Origin of the sequence: Methylosinus sp. KRF6 (assembly GCF_018887255.1) — a bacterium.
GTDB lineage: Bacteria > Pseudomonadota > Alphaproteobacteria > Rhizobiales > Beijerinckiaceae > Methylosinus > Methylosinus sporium.
Genome location: NZ_JAHLJF010000001.1, coordinates 3,881,328 through 3,902,414, shown reverse-complemented (window position 1 = coordinate 3,902,414; position 21,087 = coordinate 3,881,328). Strand labels below are relative to the sequence as shown.

The following is a 21,087-nucleotide window of genomic DNA, read 5'->3' as shown; positions in this document are numbered from 1 at the left end:
CTGCAATCGGCCGGACTCTAATCGATGCTGGGGGGATTTTTCAGGGGCACGTCAGTGTCACGAGACGTTTTGCTCGCCGACGTCCGCGACGGGAATATTGGTTCCGCAGCCCTGGAAGGAGCCGAAATGAGTCGCGAAGTCTCCGAGAAAATCGAAACAGGCAGCGAGCCGGCTCTGCTTCAAGATGCGCCATGTATTGCCGCAGACGGGGTATGCTCGACCCTGCTCGAGGAGATGGCGGCTATCGAGCGTAAAGCTGCGTAGGCCGTCCGCCTCGCCGCCCTTATAGACGATCCTCTGACCATAGTCCTCGCAGGTGGGTTCGAGACCTTCGATCTTGAACAGCCGATAGGTCGCGGAATAGAAGCGCGCCGCGCCGATTTTCTTCTCCACCTCGGGATCGGTGATCTCGAGCGGACGGCTCGTGACGAGGCGGGGATCGCCGAAGCCGGCGGCCTTCGCCAGCGTGAGAAAGTCGCTCCAATAGAGCGCGCCTCCGAGGCCTTCCCCATAGACGACCGGATCTTTGCGGAGGGCCTCGCTCATGCGCCTGTCGGCATACATGTCCGCGAAATAAAATTCGCCGCCGGGCTTCAACAGGTCGAACACCCCTTTCAACACCGCCGGCTTGTCCACCGATAGGTTGACGACGCAATTGGAGACGATGACGTCGAAGCTCTGCGGCTCGAGGCCGAGCGAGTCCAGCTTTTCGATGAATCCTTCGAGGAAGCCGACATTGGGCCGATCATAGCCGAACCTGTCCATATGCCAGTCGATATGCGTGCGCGCCGTTTGCAGCTGCTCGGGCGTCATGTCGACGCCGACGACCTCGCCGACGGGGCCGACGAGCTGCGACAGCGCATAAACGTCGCGACCCGAGCCGCAGCCGAGATCGAGAACGCGTCGGCCTTCCAGCAATTCGGGAACGACCAGTCCGCAGCCGTAATATTTGGCCAGGACCTCCTCGTGGATGTTCGCGAGCAGCGCCTTGATGCGCGCGGGCATATCATTCGCCGCGCAGACCGTGGTCTTGAGATCGCCGGAACCACGCAAGGTCTTGCCGTAGTAGGTTTTGACGGCGTCGATATCCATGACTTCGTCCCTCTCGATTGGTGAGCCGGGGCGAGATCGTCCCGGCTCAATCCGCGCCGAACCGACCTGCGCCCGCGCTTTCGCCTGATTCCGATCGCTGCGCCCCGTTGTTTCTCACACTGGCGCCACGCGTCGACCTGCCGTTCGCCGTGATGCTGTTGCGGCCTTCGGCTTCAGCAACATTCCGTCGTCGCCCCGTCTCGATCGCTCGCGAACGGAAAATTCGTTCCGCAGCCCGGAAAGACGCCGAAATGCGTGGAGAAATCGCCGAGGAACTTGAAATGAGGGGCGAGCCGGCTCTCTTTCAACATTCGCCATGTGTTCCCGCAGACCGGGAATGCGCGTCCCTTCTCGATGACGTGGTGGCTGTCGAGCGTGAAGCTGTGCGGCGCGTCCGCGGCCCCGCCCATGTAGACGACGATCTGCCCATAATCCTCGCAGGCCGGTTCGAGATCGTCGATTTTGAATAGGCGATAGGTGGCGGAGTAGAAGCGCGCCGCGCCGATTTTCTCCTCGACATCGGGATCGGTGATCTCGAGCGGACGGCTCGTGACGAGGCGAGGGTCGCCGAATCCGGCGGCCTTCGCGAGCTCGAGGAAATCGCCCCAGTAGAGCGCTCCTCCGAGGCATTCGCCATAGACGACGGGATCCATGCGGGCGGCCTCGTCCAAGCGCCTGTCGGCATAGACATCGGCGAAATAGAATTCTCCGCCGCTCTTCAATAGATCGAACACGCCCTTCAGCACCGCCGGCTTGTCGATCGACAGATTGATGACGCAATTGGAGACGATGACGTCGAAGCTCTCCGGCTCGAGGCCGAGCGCGTCGAGCTTCTCGATGAGGCCGTCGAGAAAGCTGACGTTCGGGCGATCATAGCCGAATTTGTCCATATGCCAGTCGACATGCGCGCGCGCCGTCTCCAATTGCTCCGGCGTCATATCGACGCCGACGACTTCCCCATTGGGGCCGACGAGCTGCGAAAGCGCATAGACGTCACGGCCGGCGCCGCAGCCGAGGTCGAGAACGCGTCGGCCTTCGAGCAGATCCGGAACGACGAGTCCGCAGCCGTAATATTTGGTGAGGACCTCGTCGTGGATATTGGCGAGGAGCGCCTTGACGCGCGCGGGCATGTCGCCGGGCGTGCAGCAGGCCATGGTCTTCAGATCATCGGAGCTGCGCAAGGTCTTGCCGTAATAGTCTTTGACGACATCGATATCCATGATTTCGTCCCTTCCGAAAAAGTGCATCGAGGGCGATCGTCTCGGCCTGTTCGCTTCGTCGAGGCCGAGCGCGAAGTCCTCATTCAATAGACGATCGAGCGCCCCTCAACCCGAAGGCCAAATGCAATTTTTCGGCGGCCGGAATGTCGACGCGGATCGGCGTCGGCAGACATAAAAAGTTCGAAATGTCGAAACTAATTGACATATCGCAATATTCTCGGGGCCAGCCGCTTCCGCCGATTTTTCACGGCGGCTCGGCGGCGTCGGCCGACTTGGCCGACTATGGCGATTCTTTCAAGGGCGCTCTTTTTCGCGGCGACGGCATAAAGGACATTTGTCTCGATCGAAGTCGCGCCGCTCGCGCGTGGGAGAGGCAGATTTGTCTCTCGGGCCAGCGAAAAGGTCTGGGGCCGGTAATACCGGCGCCGATCACCGCCACCTCGGCCCTTTCGTTTCCTTCCAAGGCCGGAGCCTCGAACACGGGCGTGGCTTTGGCATGATGCGATGTCCGGCTGCCCGATCACGCCAGAAAAGCCCGCGCCGCATCCCGTGCGCCGCCGCTTCCGCACGCGGCTCTCGCAAAAGACGCGGCTTCGAGCTGCTTTCCGTCATTGCCTCGAGAGCGCTGTCCTTGTTTGAAAGTAAAACAATTCCACAATTCCCGGAAAGACCGATGTAAGTCATTGCTGAAATTACAAAAAATGCTATTTGAAAACATTTCAACATAGGCGCTGCTGCAATTGACCTCGTGTGGTGCAGTTTATACGATAATAAAAGTAGTTATATGTGTAGAATGAAGGAAAACATGCAAAAGCGCAGCCCATCCCGCTCCACGACGCCAAGACGTTCTACAGTAGAAACACGATCGGAAGGCCGTATCGATGCGGGTCGATTGCTGAGCGCTGCGGCGCTTTTGCTCTTCAGCGCCGACGCGGCCGCGCAGGCGGAGCCCGGCGTGACTTCCTTGCCGGCCGTGGCTGTCGACGCGCCCAAAGAGAAGCCGCGGCCGATCGTTCGGCAGAACGCAGCTGCGGCGCGCGTTGCGCGGCCTCGAACACGCGCCGCGGCGTCGGCTGCGCAGAGACATGCGCCTTCCCCTGCCGCCGCTGCGGCGCCATCGACCGCGCCCGCGCTTTTTGCAGCGCCCGCGCGAGCCGAACTCGGCAATCTGCCGAAGGAATACGCCGGCGGCCAGGCGGCGCGCGGCGCGCGTCTCGGCATGCTCGGCAATCGCGATTTTCTCGACACGCCCTTCAATGTGACGAGCTACACGTCGAAGCTCATCGAGAATCAGCAGGCGCGCACGCTCTCCGATGTGCTCGAGAATGATCCTTCAGTGCGCTTCACTGTGTCTTCCGGGCAGGTCCGCGAGAATTTCCGCATTCGCGGCTTTTCCGTTCTGGTCAGCGAGACGGCGCTCAACGGACTCTATGGCGTCGCGCCGGACGGACGCGTGCCGACGGAGTTTCTGGAGCGCGTCGAAGTGTTGAAGGGACCGGCTGCGCTGTTGAGCGGCATGGCTCCTTATGGAGCCGTCGGCGGATCGATCAATCTCGTCACCAAGCAGGCCGGCGACACGCCCGTGACGAGCGTCACCGCCGATTATACGTCGAATTCGCAATTCGGAACGCATATCGATGTCGGCAGGCGTTTCGGCCAGGACAACGCTTTCGGCATTCGCTTCAACGGCGCCTATCGCGGCGGCGACACGACGCTCGATTATCAATCGCGCGAACGTGGGCTAGAGGCGCTGGCGCTCGACTATCGCGGCGAGAAGCTGCGCATCGCGCTCGACGCCTATTTCAACCAGGAGATCGCGCGCGGCGGCGTGCCGATAATGGCGAGCTTCACCGGAACCGGCGTCGCCGCCGCGCCGGATTCCAGCAATAATATCTTCCGCGGACTCTCTGGCCGAATGAACAATTCCGGCGCCATGGGGCGCGTGGAATATGATCTCGCCGACAATGTCACCCTGTTCGCGAGCGCCGGCGCGATCGACGCGCGCTTCAACGGGCTGACGAATTCGACCGTCGCGACCAATGTCAATGTCCTCGGCCGCTACAGCGGAACCGCCATCAATCTGCGCGGCTATACCGACACGATTTCGTTTCAAGGCGGACTGCGCGCCGATTTCAGAACTTTCGACATCGGCCACCGATTGTCTTTGAGCGCGGCCAATCTCGAATCGAAGACCGGCTCGACCTTTCAGCGCAGCTCGGCCTTTGTGTCGAGCATTTATTTTCCCGTCACGCCGCTCATGGCGCGCGATCCGGGAGAAGCGCCGAAGTCGACAGATACGACGCTGTCGAGCATCGCCCTCGCCGATACGCTCTCGGCCTTCGACGATCGCGCGCAGCTCATTCTCGGCCTGCGCGCGCAGCGTGTTCAGACGAAGAGCTATAATACGACGACCGGCGCCGAGACGAATTATTACGACGACAGCGCGGTGACTCCCGCTTTCGGCCTCATCATCAAGCCTCTGCCGATACCCATGTCGCTCTACGCCAATTACATCGAGGGCCTGACCCAGGGCGACCGCGTCACCGACACGGCGGCGGCGAACTATAATCAGGTGTTTCCGCCCTACAAATCGCGGCAGATCGAGACGGGCGTCAAATGGGACGCTGGGACGATCGCCAATACGCTGAGCTTCTATGAGATCGAGAAGCCGAGCCTCATCAAGAGCGGCAATGTCTACAATTCCGATGGACGCCAGAGAAACCAAGGCATAGAGTGGAACGTGTTCGGCGAGATCGTCGAAGGCGTGCGCATTCTCGGCGGCGCCTCCTATACGATCGGCGTGCTCACCAAGACGGCGAATGGCCAGCTCGACGGCAAGACCGCCTATGGCACGCCGAAATGGCAGGTCAATCTCGGCGGCGAATGGGATACGCCTTTCGTTCCGGGTCTGACGCTCGAAGGGCGCGTCGTCTACACGAGCGCGCAATTCGTCAACTCCGCCAACACGCAGAAAATTCCCGAATGGGCGCGTCTCGACGCGGGCCTGCGCTATTCGACACAGCTGCTCGACAAAAAAGTCACCTTCCGCGCCAATGCGAATAATCTGCTCGATCACAATTATTGGGCGGGATCCTATTTTGCGGACGGCATCGTCACTTTGAGCTCGCCGCGAACGGTTCTCCTATCCGCGACCGTCGACTTTTGAGGAGAGCGAAATGTCGGCGGCATCCATCCATTCAACGGCTCTCGCGCTCATCCTCGCCGGCTCGGCCTGTCTCTATCTCGCCTCGCCGCGACAATCGCTTTTGCGCGTTCGGCGGCGGAAGGCAGGCTTCTTTGCCGCGGCCTTTTTCTTCGCCGCTTGGATGGTCTGGCGGATTCGTCTCGAGTCCTCGACCGCCTTCTTCGCGACGCTCGCGGCGTCGATGCCGCTGCTGATCGCATTGCCGAGCCTCGCCGCGCTGAAAGGGAGGAGATAAGCATGGCCGAGTTTCGCCGCGATTGGCTGAGCAAGAGCGTCGCCGGCTCGGTCCTCGGCTTCACATTGGCGGTCGCTCTCGCCGGCCTCTTCGCCGTCGCGGGGCCGGGCGGCCTCGAGGCGCGCAACAAATATCAATTCGTCATGTGGCTCGTCGCGCCGGTCTGGCTCGGCGTCGCGAGCCTCGTCTTCTTCTTTCGCAGCGGACGCGCCGCTGTTTTGTGGCTCGGCGGCGCCAATCTTCTCGCCTTCGGCGGGCTCTATCTCTGTCGACGGCTTCTGCACTGAGGACGAGCAATGCGCGGCGAGATTTTGCGGCTCTACAAGAGCGTTCACACATGGACCGGCATCGTGACCGGCATGTTGCTCTTCATCTGCTTCTACGCGGGCGCGCTCACCATCTTCGCGGAGCCGCTCGCTCATTGGGCGTCGCCGCCTGCTGGCGGATCGATTTCGATCGAGGCCGCCGATCGCCTCATCGAGAAGACATTGGCGGCGCGGCCCGAGGCGGCCAAGGATTTCACGCTTCGGCTCGCGACGGCGAACGAGCCGGCTCGTCTGAGCTGGCGCAAGAGCCGCGGCGACGATGTCGTCTGGTCGGCGACGCTCGGGGCCGATGGCGAGGCGCGCATCGAGCGCGCCAATGTCTCGGGCCTCGGCGCCTTTGTGGATGCGATCCATCGCACCGCCGGCCTTCCCCTCGATCTCGAGACGGGAACGACGGTGATGGGCGTCGTGAGCGCCGTCTACGCCGTTGCGCTCATCTCCGGCCTCATTCTGGTTCTGCCTGCGCTGACCAAGGATTTTCTGGCGTTGCGTCTCACCGCGAATCTGAAGCGAATGTGGCTGGACGCGCATAATCTCGTCGGCGTCGCGAGCTTCCCCTTCCATCTCGTCATTGCGCTGACCGCCGTCGTGTTCGGCCTGCATGAGCCGATCTACGACGCGTTGGATCATGCCGTCTACGACGGCAGGCTGCCGACCATCATGCGCTCGACCGGCCCCTTCGCCGGAGTGAAGCGCGACGAGCAGAAGGCGCCGATGAAGAAGGTCGCGGAATTGGTTGCGGCCGTCGCTTCGGCATCGCCGAATTTTTCGCCCGCCAGCCTGCACTATCGCGACGCCGGCGCACGCGGCGCGCTGGTGCGCGTCATCGGAGAGGACCCGCGCTTTCTCTCGCGCGGCGGCGGCTTCGCCGTCCTGCGCGGCGCGACCGCGGAAATCGTCAATGTCGATTATCTTCCCGAGAAGCAGAGCGGCTGGACGGCCGCCGTGTCGCCTTTCTTCGCGCTGCATTTCGGCAGCTATGGCGGCGAGCCCGTGCGCTGGGCCTATTTCTTTCTCGGCCTCGCCGGCGCTTTCCTGTTCTATTCCGGCAATCTCTTGTGGATCGAATCGCGTCGGCGGACCGCGCGCCGCCATGGGGAGCAGGTCGTCCAGACGACGGCCTCGCGCCTCATGGCGGCGGCGTCGATCGGCGTATGCCTCGGATGCGTCTGCGCGCTCTCCGTCGCCATCGTCTCCACCAAATGGCTCTACGGCCATGTCGAGGATGTCGACGCATGGCGACGCGGAATTTATCACGCGGTCTTCTTCGGCGCTCTCGCCTTCGCGCTTCTGCGCGGCGCGGCGCGCGCCGGAGCAGAGTTGGCCTATGCCGCGGCGCTCGGCGCTCTCGCGCTTCCCGTCACCAGCGTGGCCGCATGGGCGGCGCCCGGCCTCGGGCCCTGGGCGGCCGTAGATCCCGAGAGCGCGGGCGTCGACGTCGTCGCTTTCGGCGCCGCGCTCTGCTTTGCGGCTCTGGGGCGCGCCACCGCGCGCCGCGCGGAACTCGGACCGGCCGACAGCGTCTGGTCGGCGCGTAGACCGCGAGAGGGGAGCCGAGGCCTTCGAATTCCACTTTCTTCGAATGAACACGCCGCGGCGATCGGCGCAGGAGATGGAGACGTCCATGGATGACGCGCAAATCAATCCCTTCGATGATGAGCGGCTGAGCTTCGTCGTTCTCGTCAACTCCCGCGCGCAATACAGCCTGTGGCCCGACTTTTCCGCCGATCCGAAAGGATGGCGCCGGGTCTTCGGTCCGGGGACGCGCCAGCAATGCACGCAATATGTCGATGACCATTGGATCGATATGCGCCCGCACGCGGAGGCCGGGGCGTAGCGGCTTTTCGCACGATCTTTTCTGTTGTGTGGACCATTCGATTTTTCAAAGGACGAGAAATCGTGCTCATAGATATCGCTCCAGAGCGGCCGCGCATGGCTGCGCAGAGGCTTCCGCTCGTCGCGGCGCAGCCCGGCATATGGATGGCGGATCAGCTCTCCGCCGGATCCAACGCCTATGTCGTCGCGCAATATGTCGAGCTGAACGGCAGGCTGGATGTCGCCTGCTTCAGCGCCGCGGTTCGTCTCGGCCTCGCGGAGGCCGATCTCGTCCATGCGCGCTTCGTGGAGACCGAGGAGGGCCCCGCGCAGATCGTGCCGGGCGACGTGCAGGCGGTCGATCTGCCGGAGCCGGAACTCGTCGATCTTCGTGGCGAGAACGACCCCGTCGGCGCCGCGCTGCGAACGATGCGCGCCGATCTCGAGGCGCCCTCGTCGATTGCGGAGGGCGCGCGGCTCTACCGCCATATTCTGTTTCGCCTCGGCGACGCCGAGCGCTGGTTCTGGTTTCAACGCTATCATCATCTCTCGGTCGACGGCTTCGGGTTCACGGCGATCGCGCGACGCGTCAGCGAAATCTACTCCGCGCTGCGCCGTGGGCTCGGGCCGTCTCCATCGCCTTTCGTCTCCTTCGCCGAGGTGGTGAAGGAATATGCGGCCTATGACGGCTCGCCTGCGCAATCCGCCGATCGGCGATTTTGGGCGGAGCACGCGCGCGACCTGCCGCCTCCTCTGCGCCTGTCGACGCGGCGGGCTCCGGCGGAGGGAAAATTCGTGCTCCCGCGGCGCGAGCGGATCGTGCTGGATGCGCATACGACGACGCTGCTGTCCGAGCAGGCGAAAGCCGGGCGCGTCTCCGTCGGCGTGATGGCGATGGCGGCGGTCGTCGTCTATCTGCGCTGCATGACGGGCGCGGCGCACCTCGCGGTCGGCGCGCATTTCATGCGCCGCATGGGCTCAGTGGCGTTGCATGCGGTGGGGCCGGTGGTGAATGTGCTGCCGCTGCAGATCGCGATCGATGCGAATATGTCCTTTCTCGATGTCGCGGCGGCGCTCGGGCGCGAATTGGATGTGGTGCGTCGGCGTCAGCGATACGAGGCCGAGCAGCTGCGGCGCGATCTCGGCTTCCTCGCCTCGGGACGTCCGCTCTATGGACCGCTTTTGAATTTCAAAATGTTCGACTACCGACTCGATTTCGCGGGGGTCGAAGGGATCACGCATCAGCTCGCGTCGGGTCCCGTCGAGGATATCGAGTTCGACCTCTATCTCGCCGAGCGCGAGCTGATCGTCGATCTCGTCGCCAATGGCGAGCGCTACAAGGAGCAAGAGCTGGAGCTGCACGCGGAGCGGCTAGCGCGCTTCGCGCGTCGGCTCGCCGAGAGGCCCGACGCGCCGATCGGCGAGATCGCCCTCATGACGAAGAGCGAAGCGGCGCTGATCGCGGCGGCCAATGACACGCGGCGCGCCATTCCGCGGGTCTCGCTGTGCGACCTCTTGAACGCGCAAGCCGAACGCACGCCGAAAGCGCCCGCCCTGATCGATGGCGGACACACGCTGTCCTATCGCGACATGCGCCGTGAAGTCGCGCGGCTGGCGCGGGACCTCGCCGCCGCCGGCGTGATCTGCGGCGATCGCGTCGCAGTGGCGCTTCCGCGCTCCGTCCATCTGAGCCTGGCGCTGATGGCGGCGCTCGAAGCGGGCGCCGCCTATCTGCCGCTCGACACCAGCTATCCCGACGAGCGCTTGGCGTTCATGGTCGAGGACGCAGAGCCGCGGCTCATCGTCACCGATAGCGCGCTGCGCGGGCGCTTCGAGACGATGGCTCCCGTGCTGATCTTCGACGCGCTGGCCGTCATCGATGCGGATGCGCCGCCTGCGCGCGTCGCGTCGCCGTCGCCAGAAGATGCGGCCTATGTCATCTATACGTCGGGCTCGACGGGACGGCCGAAGGGCGTCGTCGTGCAGCATGGGGCGGTGGTCAATCTCCTGCTCTGGCTGCAGCACGAATATCGCCTCACCAGCGATGATGTCGTGCTGCAGAAGACGCCTTGCAGCTTCGACGTCTCGGTCGGCGAATTCTTCTGGCCGTTGACGGCGGGCGCGCGCCTCCTGATGGCTCCGCCGGAGGTGGATCGCGATCCGGCGGAACTGCTGCGCGTCATTCGCGAGCATGGCGTCACCACGCTGAATTTCGTGCCCTCGCTGCTCTCCGCCTTTGTGGCGGCCACGCGCGCGACGCCTGGCGCCGAGCCGGAAAAGACGGCGCTGCGGCGCGTCTTCTGCATCGGCGAGCCGCTGTCGCGCGAGCTCGCCAAAGCTTTCGAGCGCACCTTCCATGCGCCGTTGCACAATGTCTACGGCCCGACCGAGGCGACGGTGGAGGTCACTTATCAGCCGGCTTTCGGCGCGGCGCTGGCGGCGGCGGAAGGCGTCGGCGTGCCGGTCGGACGGCCGCTCTGGAATTGCGGCTTGCGCGTGCTGGACGCGCGGCTGCGTCCGGTCCCGATCGGCGTCGCCGGCGATCTCTATCTGACCGGCGGGCAGCTCGCCCAATATTATTGGCGGCGGCCGTCGCTCACGGCGAGCCGTTTCGTCGCCGATCCAGAAGGCGACGGCGAACGAATGTATCGCACCGGCGACATCGCCCGTTGGCTGCCCGGCGGCGTTCTCGATTTTCTCGGCCGCAATGACGATCAGCTCAAAATCCGCGGCCAGCGCATCGAATTGGGCGAGATCGAGAGCGCGCTTTTGGAGCAAGCAGGCGTCGGCGGGGCGGCGGCGGTCGCGCGGCTCTTCGGCGCCGCCGCGGCGGAGGGCGACGCGCGCCAGATCGTCGCCTATGTGACGCCGGATGCGCCGGAGGGCGCGCTCGATCCTGAGGTCCTGCGCGCCGCTCTGGCGCGTCGCCTGCCGGCGTATATGACGCCGGTCGCCATCATTGTGCTCGAGGCCTTCCCGCTCGGCGCGAGCGGCAAGCTGGATCGCAAGGCGCTGCCCGATCCGTCCGTGGACGGGCCGACGGCCCGCCCGCCGGCGCCCGGACTGGAGACGCTGCTCGCGGAAGAAGTCGTCGAGGTCCTGCGTCTCGAGACGGTCGGCGCGCAGGATGATTTCTTCTTTCTCGGCGGCGACAGCATTTCCGCCATCGGCCTCTGCGCTGCGCTGCGCAAGCGCGGATATAGGCTGCGGCCGCGCGACGTCTTCGAGCGGCGCAGCGTCGCCGCAATGGCGGCCGCGCTGCGCCGCGTCGACGAAGGCGCGACGACGCTCCCTGACGACGGCGTCGATACCGCGACGGTCGAGGCGCTGCGGGCGCGCCATGGAGCGATAGCGGCCGTCCTGCCGGCGCTGCCGCTGCAGGAGGGGCTATTGTTCCACGCCCGGCTCGAGGACAGCGCGAGCCGCTACAACGCCGTCTCGCGCTTTACTCTCGACGGGCCGCTCGACGTCGGTCGGCTGCGCGACGCGCTCGAGGCGCTGTTGCGCCGTCATCCGCAGCTCGCGGCGATTTTCGACGTCGAGCAGGGCAAGGCGTTCCAGATCCTGCCGCTCGTCGAAGGGCCGCAGGCGCTTCGACGCTGGCCCTGGAGCGAGCGTCGGCTGGCGGAGCCCGGTCCGCGGGAGCAGGCCGCCGCGCTCGAGAAAATCGAGCGCGAGGAGCTGGCCCGCGACCTCCTCGCCGAGAGCGGCGGCCGCCGCATGCTGGCGCGCGCCGTGCTGGTTCGGCTGGCGGAAGAGCGCCATGCGCTTCTCCTCGTCTGCCATCATCTCATCGGCGACGGCTGGTCCTCCGGCGTGATGCTGCGCGATCTTCTCTCCGCCTACGCCGGCGCCGCGCTCGCGCCGATCCTTCCCGATTATTCGAGCGTCGTCCGCCGCCTCGCCGCGCGCGACCCCGAGCCCGCCCGCGCTGCATGGCGGGAGGCGCTCGCCGGCGCCGCGCCGACCTTGCTGTTCGATCCCGCCGCCGCATTCGGCGAGACGCGCGAATTGCCGCTCGCTCTGCGGCCCGGTCTGGCGAAGGAGCTGGAGGCGTTCGGACGCCGGCGCGGATCGACCCTCGCCACTCTCCTGCAGGGCGTTTTTGCAGCCTTTCTCGGCGCGATGACGGGGCGCAGCGACATCGTCTTCGGCGCGCCGGTTTCCGGCCGCTCGGAGGCGGAGGCCGGGCTCGACGCGCATATCGGGCTCTTCACCAACACGCTGCCCGTGCGCGTGCGCCTGCGGCCCGATCTGCCGCTCGCCCTTCAGCTCGCCGAGCTTCAGAGCCGTCAGATCGCCCTCATGGAGCATGACGGGCTCAGCCTCGGCGAGATCCAGCGCCTCGCCGGCGCCTCGACGCTGTTCGACACTCTGCTCGTCGTCGAAAATTATCCGGATGACGCGCAGCTCTATGCCGAGGAATTCGCGGGCCTGCGCCTCGTCGGCGCGCGCAATCGCAGCTATTCGCATTATCCACTGACCCTGATGGCGCTGCCCGGTCGTGAATTGGAGCTGCGGCTCGAATATCGCGAGGGAGTCGCCGCGCCGGAGCGTCTCGGCCGCCGCATTGTCCAGTTGCTCGAGCAGCTCGTCGATGCGCCGGAAACGCCTCTCGCGTCGCTCGATCTGCTCACGCCGGACGAGCGCGAGACGATCGCGGCCGTCAATGACACGCGCGTCGAGACGAAGGCGGCGACGCTCTGCGGCTTGCTCGAGGAGCAAGCGTGGCGCACGCCCGAGGCGCCCGCGCTGATCGACGCCGATCATGAGCTGAGCTATGCGCAGCTCCGTCGGCAGGTCGCGCGATTGGCGCGCGCGCTTGCCGAGGCCGGGGTCGGGCGCGGCGATCTCGTCGCGGTGGCATTGCCGCGCTCGGCGCGGCTCGCCATCGCGCTGATGGCGGCGCAGCAGGCCGGCGCCGCCTATTTGCCGCTCGACACGAGCTATCCCGACGAGCGTCTCCACTTCATGGTCGAGGACGGAGCGCCGCGCCTCATCGTCACGGAGGAGGCGTCGCGCGGCAGGTTCGAGGGGCTGGCGCCGCTGCTCGCCTTCGACCGCTCGCCCGAGATCGACGAAGCGGAGGAGCTGGATTTCGTCTCTCCCGCCACGCCCGATGATCCGGCCTATGTGATCTACACCTCTGGTTCGACAGGCCGGCCGAAGGGCGTCGTCGTCTCGCATCGCGCCATCGTCAACCGGCTGTTGTGGATGCAGCACGAATATGGCCTCGGCGCCGATGATGTCGTGTTGCAGAAGACGCCGTCGAGCTTCGACGTCTCCGTCTGGGAATTCTTCTGGCCGCTGATGGCCGGCGCCGCTCTGGTCATGGCGCCGCCGGAGGCGCATCGCGATCCGGCGGAGATTCTTCGGCTCATCCGCGCGCATCGCGTCACCACGCTGCATTTCGTTCCCTCCATGCTGGCGGCCTTCGTGTCGGCGACCGACGCCGCGCGCGCCGCCGAGGCGGAGAGCCTGCGCCGCGTGTTCTGCAGCGGCGAGGCGCTGTCGCGGGAGCTGGCCGAGGATTTCGAGGCGCTGTTCGGCGTTCCGCTGCACAATCTCTACGGTCCGACCGAGGCCGCGGTGGACGTGACCTATCAGCCGGCCTTCGGCGCTATGCTCGAGACGCTCGAAACCGCCGGCGTTCCCATCGGCCGGCCGATGTGGAACACGGGCGTGCGCGTGCTCGACGCCTGGCTGCGGGAGACGCCGATCGGCGTCGCCGGCGATCTCTATCTGACGGGCGTCCAGCTCGCCGAGGGCTATCTGCGGCGGCCGTCGCTGACGGCGAGCCGCTTCGTCGCCGATCCGCAGGCCGTGGGCGAGCGAATGTATCGCACCGGGGATATCGTCCGCCGGCGGCCGGACGGCGCGCTCGACTATCTCGGGCGCAGCGACGATCAGATCAAGATTCGCGGCCAGCGCATAGAGCTCGGCGAGATCGAGAGCGTCTTGCGCGAGCAGCCCGGCGTTGAACAGGCGGCTGTCGTCGCGCGCGCCTCCGCGGCCGGCGGCCTCGCCGGCGCCGATGAACGGCGGCTCGTCAGCTATGTGGTCGCGGGCGTCGAGATCGACGTCGAGGCGCTGCGCCGTGCTGTGGCGCAGAGGCTTCCGGCGCATATGACGCCGACGGCTATTGTGCGCTTGCCGGAATTTCCGCTCTCCGCCAGCGGCAAGCTCGATCGCAGGGCGCTGCCGGAGCCGGAGGCTGCGCCGCGCCGCCACGGACGCAAGCCGACTCCCGGCGTCGAGATGGCGCTCGCCGATCTCTTCGCTCGCGCGCTCGGCGTCGACCAGCTCGACGCGGACGATGATTTCTTCGCGCTTGGCGGCCATTCGCTGCTGGCGATGCGCCTCGCCGCGGATATTCAGCGTGAGATGAAGGTCTCCGTCTCGGTCGGCCAGCTGATGGCCGCGCCGAGCGTCGAGAGCCTCGCGCGCGAATTATTCGCGGAGCGGCGCGAGGAGGATCGCCGCGCCGGCTTCGCCGAGACGCTGCGGCTGCGCGCGGGCGAGGGGCCGCCGCTCGTCTGCATCCATCCGGCCTCGGGCTTCTCCTGGCAATTCGGCGTGCTGACGCGCTATCTGCGCGGCGATTGGCCGGTGATCGCGCTGCAATCGCCGCGGCCTTCGGGGCCGATCGCCTCCTGCCGCAATATGGAGGAGGTTTGCGACCGGCATCTCGCGACGCTGCGCGAGATTCAGGCGCGCGGTCCCTATCGGCTGCTCGGCTATTCGCTCGGCGGCGTCGTGGCGCAAGCCATTGCGGCGCGGCTTTCGGCGGAGGGCGAGGAGATCGCTTTTCTCGGCCTGCTCGACACCTATCCGTCGGAAATCCAGGATTGGAGCAAGCCGCTCGACGCGGCGGGCGAAGAGGAGATCGAGCGCGAGAAGGTGCTGTTCATGGACGCCTCGCAAGAAGCGCTCGATTCGACGCTCGCGCGTGAGAAGGCCGAGATGTTCGGCCATATCATGGCCAATTACGAGGACTCGGTCCGGCTGCTCGCCTCTGCGAGGACCCCTCGCTACGAGGGCGAGGCGACGCTCTTCGTCGCGCTGCGCACTCTGCCGGAAGGCATGGACGTCGAGGAGACCTGGCGGCCCTATGTCGGCGCGCTGAAATTCGTCGCCTTCGATTGTCCGCATACCGAGATCATCTCGCCGCGCATGCTGCGGGAGCTCGGCCCTGCGCTGAACCAGATACTCGTCGCGATCGACGCGAAGCGAGGTCCCGAATGAGCGCTCTCGCACGCTTCTTCCGCAGATTCTCCAGCGATCGGACCAACATGACCAAATCTCGCATTTTGACCGATTTCAGCCTGTTGCGGGACAATCGCGATTTCCGCGTCGTGTTCGTGGCGCGGACGCTGTCGCTGTTCGCGCTCGGCCTGCTCACCGTCGCTGTTCCCGTGCAGGCGTTGCAGCTCACCGGCTCGCCCGCGGCCGCCGGATTCGTCGTCGCTTTCGGCGGCGGCGCGGCTTTCGTCGGCCTCCTCACGGGCGGGGTGCTGGCGGATCGCCACGACCGCCGCAAGCTCATCCTCTTCGCGCGCGGAACCTGCGGCCTCGGCTTCGTCGCGCTCGCCCTCAACGGGCTTGCGGCCTCGCCCTCGCTCGCCGTCGTCTATGCGCTCGCGGCGTGGGACGGCTTCTTCAGCGCATTGGGCGTGACGGCGCTGCTCGCCGCGACGCCGGCCATCGTCGGACGCGAGAACCTCGCGGCCGCCGGCGCGCTCAATATGATCGCCATGCGGCTCGGCGGCGTCGCCGCGCCGGCGCTCGGCGGCCTGCTCATCATGTCGGCGGGCGTCGGTTGGACCTATGCCTGCGCCGCTGCCGGCGTGCTGGCGACGCTGGCGCCGCTGCTGCGCCTGCCGCCGCTGCCGCCCGAAGGAGTGAGCCCCGAGACGCCGGCGCGCGCGCTTCTATCGGGCGTGCGCTATCTTTTCGAAAATCGCATCGTCGGCGCCGTGGTCGCGGTGGGGACGCTGGCGAGCCTCGCCGGCGGCGTGCGCGTGCTGTTTCCGGCGCTCGCGAGCGCCTATGGGGACGGCCCGGCCGATGCGGGGCTCATGTATTCCGCCGTTCCGCTCGGCGCCACTCTCGGCGCGACGACGAGCGGCTTCGTCGCGCGCCTCGCGCGTCCGGGCCTCGCTCTGCTCGCCTGCGCCGCGGCGGCTTTCGCGGCGTTGGCTGCGCTCGGCGCCGTCGGCGGACTGGTTCCGGCGCTGCTCGTCCTCGTCGTCTACGGCTATCTCGGCTCCATCGTCTCGCTGCTGCAATTCACGCTGGTGCAGAAGAACACGCCGGACCGGCTGCGCGGGCGCGTCAATGGACTCTGGACCGCGCAATTCATCGTCGGCGACGCCCTCGGCGCGCTCCTGCTCGGCCTGCTCGGAGGGATGCTCCCCCCCGCGCCGGCGGTGGGCGTCTTCGGCCTCGCGGCTCTTCTCACCTTCTTGCCGATGGCGGCGGCCTTCGGCGCGTTGCGCCGATCGCCGGCCGAACCCGCCGCCGAAGGCGCGGCGATCGAAAAGGAAAAGCAGAGCCTCGCGCCCTCCGGCTGAGGCGCGACGCTCAGAACCAAACGAGGAACCGCCTTCTTCGCTAACGCGACGGCGCCTGCCGCCGCGGCCGGGAGCGCGCGTCCCTCTCGACCGATCTCATTCGTCCACAAAGGAGCGTTCCGATGGACGCGATTGTCGCAGAAAGGCCTTCCAGAGAGATTTCGGCGCAGGCCGAAAAGCCGTCGTTTCTGTTCAGCTCGCCCCATTTCGCCATAGAGGCCTATGGCGTTTTCGAGCGAATACGCACGCCCGCCGTCGGCGGCGGGGGCGTAGACAGCGTTCTGCAGGCGGCGGTCGACGCGGCGCTGGCGAGAGCGCGTCGCGCGGGACAGGATCATCCGATCGTCGTCGGCGCGATCCCTTTCGACTCGCGTCAGCCCTCCTTCCTCTTCGCGCCGAAGACGCATCGCATCAGCGCGCCGCGCATGGCGACGAGCGCGCCAGCGGCGAAGGCCAGTGTTCCCGCGCTCTGGTATCGCAGCGTGCCGGGACAGAGCGGCTTCGAGAAGGCCGTCGCCCAGGCCGTCGCCAATTTTCGTGACGGCCATGCGCGCAAGGCGGTGCTGTCGCGCATTCTCGAGATCGAATTCGCCGAGCGCGTCGACGCCGTCGCGATTCTCGAAATTCTGCGGCGCCAGAATCCCGCCGGCTATCATTTCCACGCGCCTCTGCCCGACGGCGGCGTTCTGCTCGGCGCGAGCCCCGAACTGCTGATCCGCAAGATCGGCGGCTCCATCCGCTCCAATCCGCTGGCGGGCTCGGCGAAGCGCGTCGCAGAGCCGGAAGAGGATGCGCGCGTCGGGCGTTGTCTCCTGCAATCGAGCAAGGACAATTTCGAGCATAGGCTGGTGATCGACGAAATCCGCCGTCTGCTCGAGCCGCTCTGCGCCGAGCTGCGCATTCCGGACGAGCCGGCGCTGATGAGCACGCCGACCATGTGGCATCTTTCCACCGCTATCTCCGGCGAGCTCGCCGACGGGCGTCTCTCCGTTCTGCAGCTCGCGAGCCTGCTGCATCCGACGCCGGCCATATGCGGGTCGCCGACCGCGCAAGCGCGCATGTTGATCGAGCGGCTCGAACCTTTCGATCGCGGATTCTTCGCCGGAATCGTCGGCTGGTGCGATGAGAGCGGCGACGGCGAATGGGCGATCGCCATTCGTTGCGGCACGGTGAACGAGATGGTCGTGCGCCTGTTCGCCGGAGCGGGGATCGTCGAGGCCTCCGACCCGCGCGCCGAATGGGCGGAAACCGAAGCCAAGCTCGCTACCATGCTGCGCGCTTTCGGCGTCGAGCGGGAGATCGCGCAATGAGCGTCGATTTCACTCCCTGGCCCGAAGATTTCGCGCGCCGCTATCGCGAGAAGGGCTATTGGCGCGGCGAGCCTCTGACTGCTCTCCTCACGAAGCGGCTGGAGATCGCGCCCGACGCCACGGCGATCATCTGCGGCGAGCGTCGCTTCAGCTACGCCGAGCTCGACGCCTGGTCGACGAGCCTCGCCATAGGCTTTGCGCGCCAGGGCCTGCGCGCCGGCGACACGGCGCTCGTGCAGCTCCCCAATGTCGCGGAATTCTACGCGGTGTTCTTCGCTCTGCTGAAAATCGGCGTCGCGCCGGTCAATGCGCTGTTCAGCCACAATCGCCTCGAGCTCTCGGCCTATGCCGAGCAGATACGGCCCGCCCTGCTCATCGCTTGCGCGCGGCATCCGCTATTCGCCAATGGCGCTTATGTCGAAGCCTTGCAGATCGCCATTCCGGCGCTGCGCGTCGTGCAGATTCTCGGCGAGACGTCTTATGCGGAAAGCCTCGCGCCTTTCGCTGTGCGTCGCTACGACGTCTCGGCGCGAGCGCTGCGCGGCTCCGCGCCACAAGAGGTCGCCCTTCTGCAATTGTCGGGCGGCAGCACGGGAACGCCAAAGCTCATCCCGCGCACGCATGACGATTACTATTACAGCCTGCGCCGCAGCGCGGAAATTTGTGGCCTGACCGAGAACAGCCGCTATCTCTGCGCGCTGCCGGCGCCGCACAATTTTCCGCTCAGCTCGCCGGGCGCGCTCGGCGTGTTTCACATGGGCGGAACGGTGGTGCTGGCGCCGAACCCGAGCCCATCCGTCTGCTTCGATCTCATCCGCCGCCATGGCGTCGACATCGCCGCCGTCGCGCCGCCGATCGCAATGCTCTGGCTGGAGGCCGCGGCCGACGAGGCGCCGCTTTCGAGCCTGCGCCTATTGCAGGTCGGCGGCGCGCGGCTCGCCGAAACGGTCGCGCGGCGCATTCCCGCGACGCTCGGCTGCCGCTTGCAGCAAGTGTTCGGCATGGCCGAAGGGCTGGTGAACTATACGCGCCTCGATGATGACGAGGAGACGATCTTCACGACGCAGGGACGGCCGATGTGCGAGGAGGACGAGGTGAAGATCGTCGATGCGCAGGGCGCGCCCGTCGGTTCCGGCGAGATCGGCGAATTGCTGACGCGCGGACCTTACACATTCCGCGGCTATCATCGCGCCGCCGAGCAGAACGCCCGCGCCTTCGACGCCGAGGGCTTCTACCGCTCCGGCGATCTCGTGCGCATGACAGAGACGGGACATATTCAAGTCGTCGGACGCAAGAAGGATCAGATCAACCGCGGCGGCGAGAAATTCGCGGCCGAGGAGCTCGAGAATCTGCTGCTGACGCACGCCCAAATCGCCGACGCCGCGCTGGTCGCGACTCCCGACGCGCTGATGGGCGAGAAGAGCTGCGCCTGTGTCGTGGCGCGCGGCGATGTGCGGCCGCTCGCTCTGCGCAAACATTTGCGCGCGCTCGGCGTGGCGGAATTCAAGCTGCCGGATCGATTCGAATTTCTCGAGCGGCTGCCGGTCACGGCCGCCGGCAAGATCGACAAGCGCGCCTTGCGCGATCTCGTCTCGAGCAGAACCGCTTCCTGATGCGTGGAGAGGAAACGACAATGGCCATTCCCCGGCTTCCGACCTATTCGCTGCCGCGGCCCGAGGACTTCCCGAAGAACAAGGTCGGCTGGACTTTCGCGCCCGAGCGCGCCGTGCTGCTCATTCACGACATGCAGGATTATTTCCTGCATTTCTTCGGCGAGGAAAGCCCGCTCGTCGCGCAGCTCGTCGCCAATATCGCGGCGCTGCGCGCCTTCTGCAAATCGCGCGGCGTTCCGGTCGTCTACACGGCCCAGCCGATCGACCAGAGCCCGAAGGATCGCGGCCTGCTGAACGATATGTGGGGGCCGGGTCTGAAGGCGCATCCGCAGCTGAAGGACGTAGCCGCGGCGCTGGCGCCTGACAGCGACGATACGGTGCTCGTGAAATGGCGCTACAGCGCCTTCCAGCGTTCGCCGCTCGAGCAGATGATGAAGGACTGGGGCCGCGATCAACTGCTGATCTGCGGCGTCTATGGGCATATCGGATGCCTCGCGACGGCGCTCGACGCCTTCATGCGCGATTTCGAGACCTTCGTCGTCGGCGACGCCATCGCCGATTTTTCGCCGGAGGACCACGACATGACCTTGCGATATGTCGCCGGCCGCTGCGGCGGCGTCGTCGGAACGGATGCGTTGATCCGCGCGCCCGCGTCGCCCCTGACGCGCGCAGCGGTGGAGGCGCGCGTGCGAACGCTCATTTCCCTCGATGGGGAGATTTTCGATCCTAATGAAAATCTAATCAATTACGGTCTCGATTCGGTACGCGTCATGACGCTGGTGACGGAATGGCGCAAGCTCGGCGTCGATGTCGGCTTCGTCGACCTCGCCGACAATCCGACGCTCGAAGGCTGGTGGGCGCTGATCGAGCGCAAGCTCTCCGCGGCGTGACGATCATCGTCGGGAAAGGAGGCGCGAGATGAATTCGGCGCTGGGTCTGCAGATGGATTTCACGGGCAAGCGCGTCTGGGTCACGGGCGCGGGGCAGGGGATCGGTTTTTGCGCTGCGACGACATTCGTCGCGCTCGGCGCGAATGTCGTCGGGCTGGACCGAGCATTCGCCGAAGCGCGCTATCCTTTTCGCACGCTGGTCGTCGACATCGCCGATCACGCGCAGGCGGAGCGCGTCTGCGCGCAACTGCTGGACGAATGCGGGCGGCTGGATGTGCTCGTCAACGCGGCGGGGATATTGCGGCTCGGCGCGACGGAGGAGGTGAGCCTCGAGGATTGGCGCGCCTCTTTCGACGTCAATGTGTCTGGCGCCTTTCATCTGCTCCGCCACACGATCGCGCAATTCAAGCGCCAGCGCTCCGGCGCGGTGGTTATAGTCGGCTCCAATGCGGCGCATGTTCCACGTCTGTCGATGGCGGCCTATTGCGCCTCCAAGGCTGCGCTCGCCAGCCTGACGCATTGCGTCGCGCTGGAGCTCGCGCCCTATGGGGTGCGATGCAATCTCGTCTCTCCCGGCTCGACCGACACGCCCATGCAGCGCTCAATGTGGCGCGCGCCGGACGCCGAGCAACGCGTCATCGCCGGCAATCCCGAGACTTTCAAGCTCGGCGTTCCGCTCGGCAAGATCGCGACGCCGCAGGAGATCGCCAATGTCATCGCCTTTCTGGCGTCGGATCTCGCGAGCCACATCGTCATGCAGGATATTGTCGTCGACGGCGGCGCCGCATTGACGGCATAGAGTCTCGAA

General features: G+C 66.0%; 13 protein-coding genes. 11 read left to right on the top strand and 2 right to left on the bottom strand.

Going from position 1 to position 21,087, the window contains the following annotated elements; genetic code table 11:
• Positions 1-57: 57 nt before the first annotated feature.
• Both KP010_RS18495 and KP010_RS18490 read right to left on the bottom strand, forming a co-directional pair.
• Positions 58-1,092, bottom strand: a complete 1,035-nt coding sequence (locus KP010_RS18495; protein WP_142863693.1) for a methyltransferase domain-containing protein — start codon at positions 1,090-1,092, stop codon at positions 58-60.
• A gap of 173 nt (positions 1,093-1,265) precedes the next feature.
• Positions 1,266-2,312: a methyltransferase domain-containing protein gene (locus KP010_RS18490; protein ID WP_142863692.1), complete on the bottom strand. Its 1,047-nt coding sequence runs from the start codon at positions 2,310-2,312 to the stop codon at positions 1,266-1,268.
• Positions 2,313-3,267: 955 nt separating this feature from the next.
• Between KP010_RS18490 and KP010_RS18485 the strand changes: the two genes are divergently transcribed.
• The 11 genes from KP010_RS18485 (at position 3,268) to dhbA (ending at position 21,078) form a co-directional block, all read left to right on the top strand.
• Positions 3,268-5,478, top strand: a complete 2,211-nt coding sequence (locus KP010_RS18485) for a TonB-dependent siderophore receptor (RefSeq protein ID WP_246659923.1) — start codon at positions 3,268-3,270, stop codon at positions 5,476-5,478.
• Between the two features lie 10 nt (positions 5,479-5,488).
• A complete protein-coding gene (locus KP010_RS18480; RefSeq protein WP_142863691.1) occupies positions 5,489-5,752 on the top strand; it encodes a hypothetical protein in 264 nt (87 codons plus the stop codon).
• 2 nt (positions 5,753-5,754) lie between these two features.
• Positions 5,755-6,039, top strand: coding sequence for a hypothetical protein (locus tag KP010_RS18475; protein ID WP_142863690.1), 285 nt, complete (start codon positions 5,755-5,757; stop codon positions 6,037-6,039).
• Between the two features lie 9 nt (positions 6,040-6,048).
• Positions 6,049-7,710 (top strand): PepSY domain-containing protein, encoded by a 1,662-nt coding sequence (locus KP010_RS18470; protein WP_142863689.1) that lies wholly within the window; start codon positions 6,049-6,051, stop codon positions 7,708-7,710.
• Positions 7,703-7,915, top strand: coding sequence for an MbtH family protein (locus KP010_RS18465; RefSeq protein WP_108918238.1), 213 nt, complete (start codon positions 7,703-7,705; stop codon positions 7,913-7,915). Before KP010_RS18470 ends, KP010_RS18465 begins: the two co-directional genes overlap by 8 nt.
• A 62-nt stretch (positions 7,916-7,977) precedes the next feature.
• Entirely contained in the window at positions 7,978-15,138 is a 7,161-nt protein-coding gene (locus KP010_RS18460) for a non-ribosomal peptide synthetase (protein ID WP_246659922.1), read from the top strand.
• Positions 15,135-16,466, top strand: a complete 1,332-nt coding sequence (gene entS, locus KP010_RS18455) for an enterobactin transporter EntS (RefSeq protein ID WP_210244310.1) — start codon at positions 15,135-15,137, stop codon at positions 16,464-16,466. The genes KP010_RS18460 and entS overlap by 4 nt, the downstream gene beginning before the upstream one ends.
• Before the next feature lie 122 nt (positions 16,467-16,588).
• The gene (locus KP010_RS18450; RefSeq protein ID WP_142863688.1) at positions 16,589-17,776 is read left to right on the top strand and encodes an isochorismate synthase MenF; all 1,188 of its coding nucleotides are present in this window, start codon (positions 16,589-16,591) and stop codon (positions 17,774-17,776) included.
• Positions 17,773-19,389, top strand: a complete 1,617-nt coding sequence (locus KP010_RS18445) for a (2,3-dihydroxybenzoyl)adenylate synthase (RefSeq protein WP_142863687.1) — start codon at positions 17,773-17,775, stop codon at positions 19,387-19,389. The genes KP010_RS18450 and KP010_RS18445 overlap by 4 nt, the downstream gene beginning before the upstream one ends.
• Before the next feature lie 20 nt (positions 19,390-19,409).
• The gene (locus KP010_RS18440; RefSeq protein WP_216281287.1) at positions 19,410-20,279 is read left to right on the top strand and encodes an isochorismatase family protein; all 870 of its coding nucleotides are present in this window, start codon (positions 19,410-19,412) and stop codon (positions 20,277-20,279) included.
• Between the two features lie 28 nt (positions 20,280-20,307).
• The gene (gene dhbA, locus KP010_RS18435) at positions 20,308-21,078 is read left to right on the top strand and encodes a 2,3-dihydro-2,3-dihydroxybenzoate dehydrogenase (protein ID WP_246659921.1); all 771 of its coding nucleotides are present in this window, start codon (positions 20,308-20,310) and stop codon (positions 21,076-21,078) included.
• The last annotated feature ends 9 nt before the right edge of the window (positions 21,079-21,087 follow it).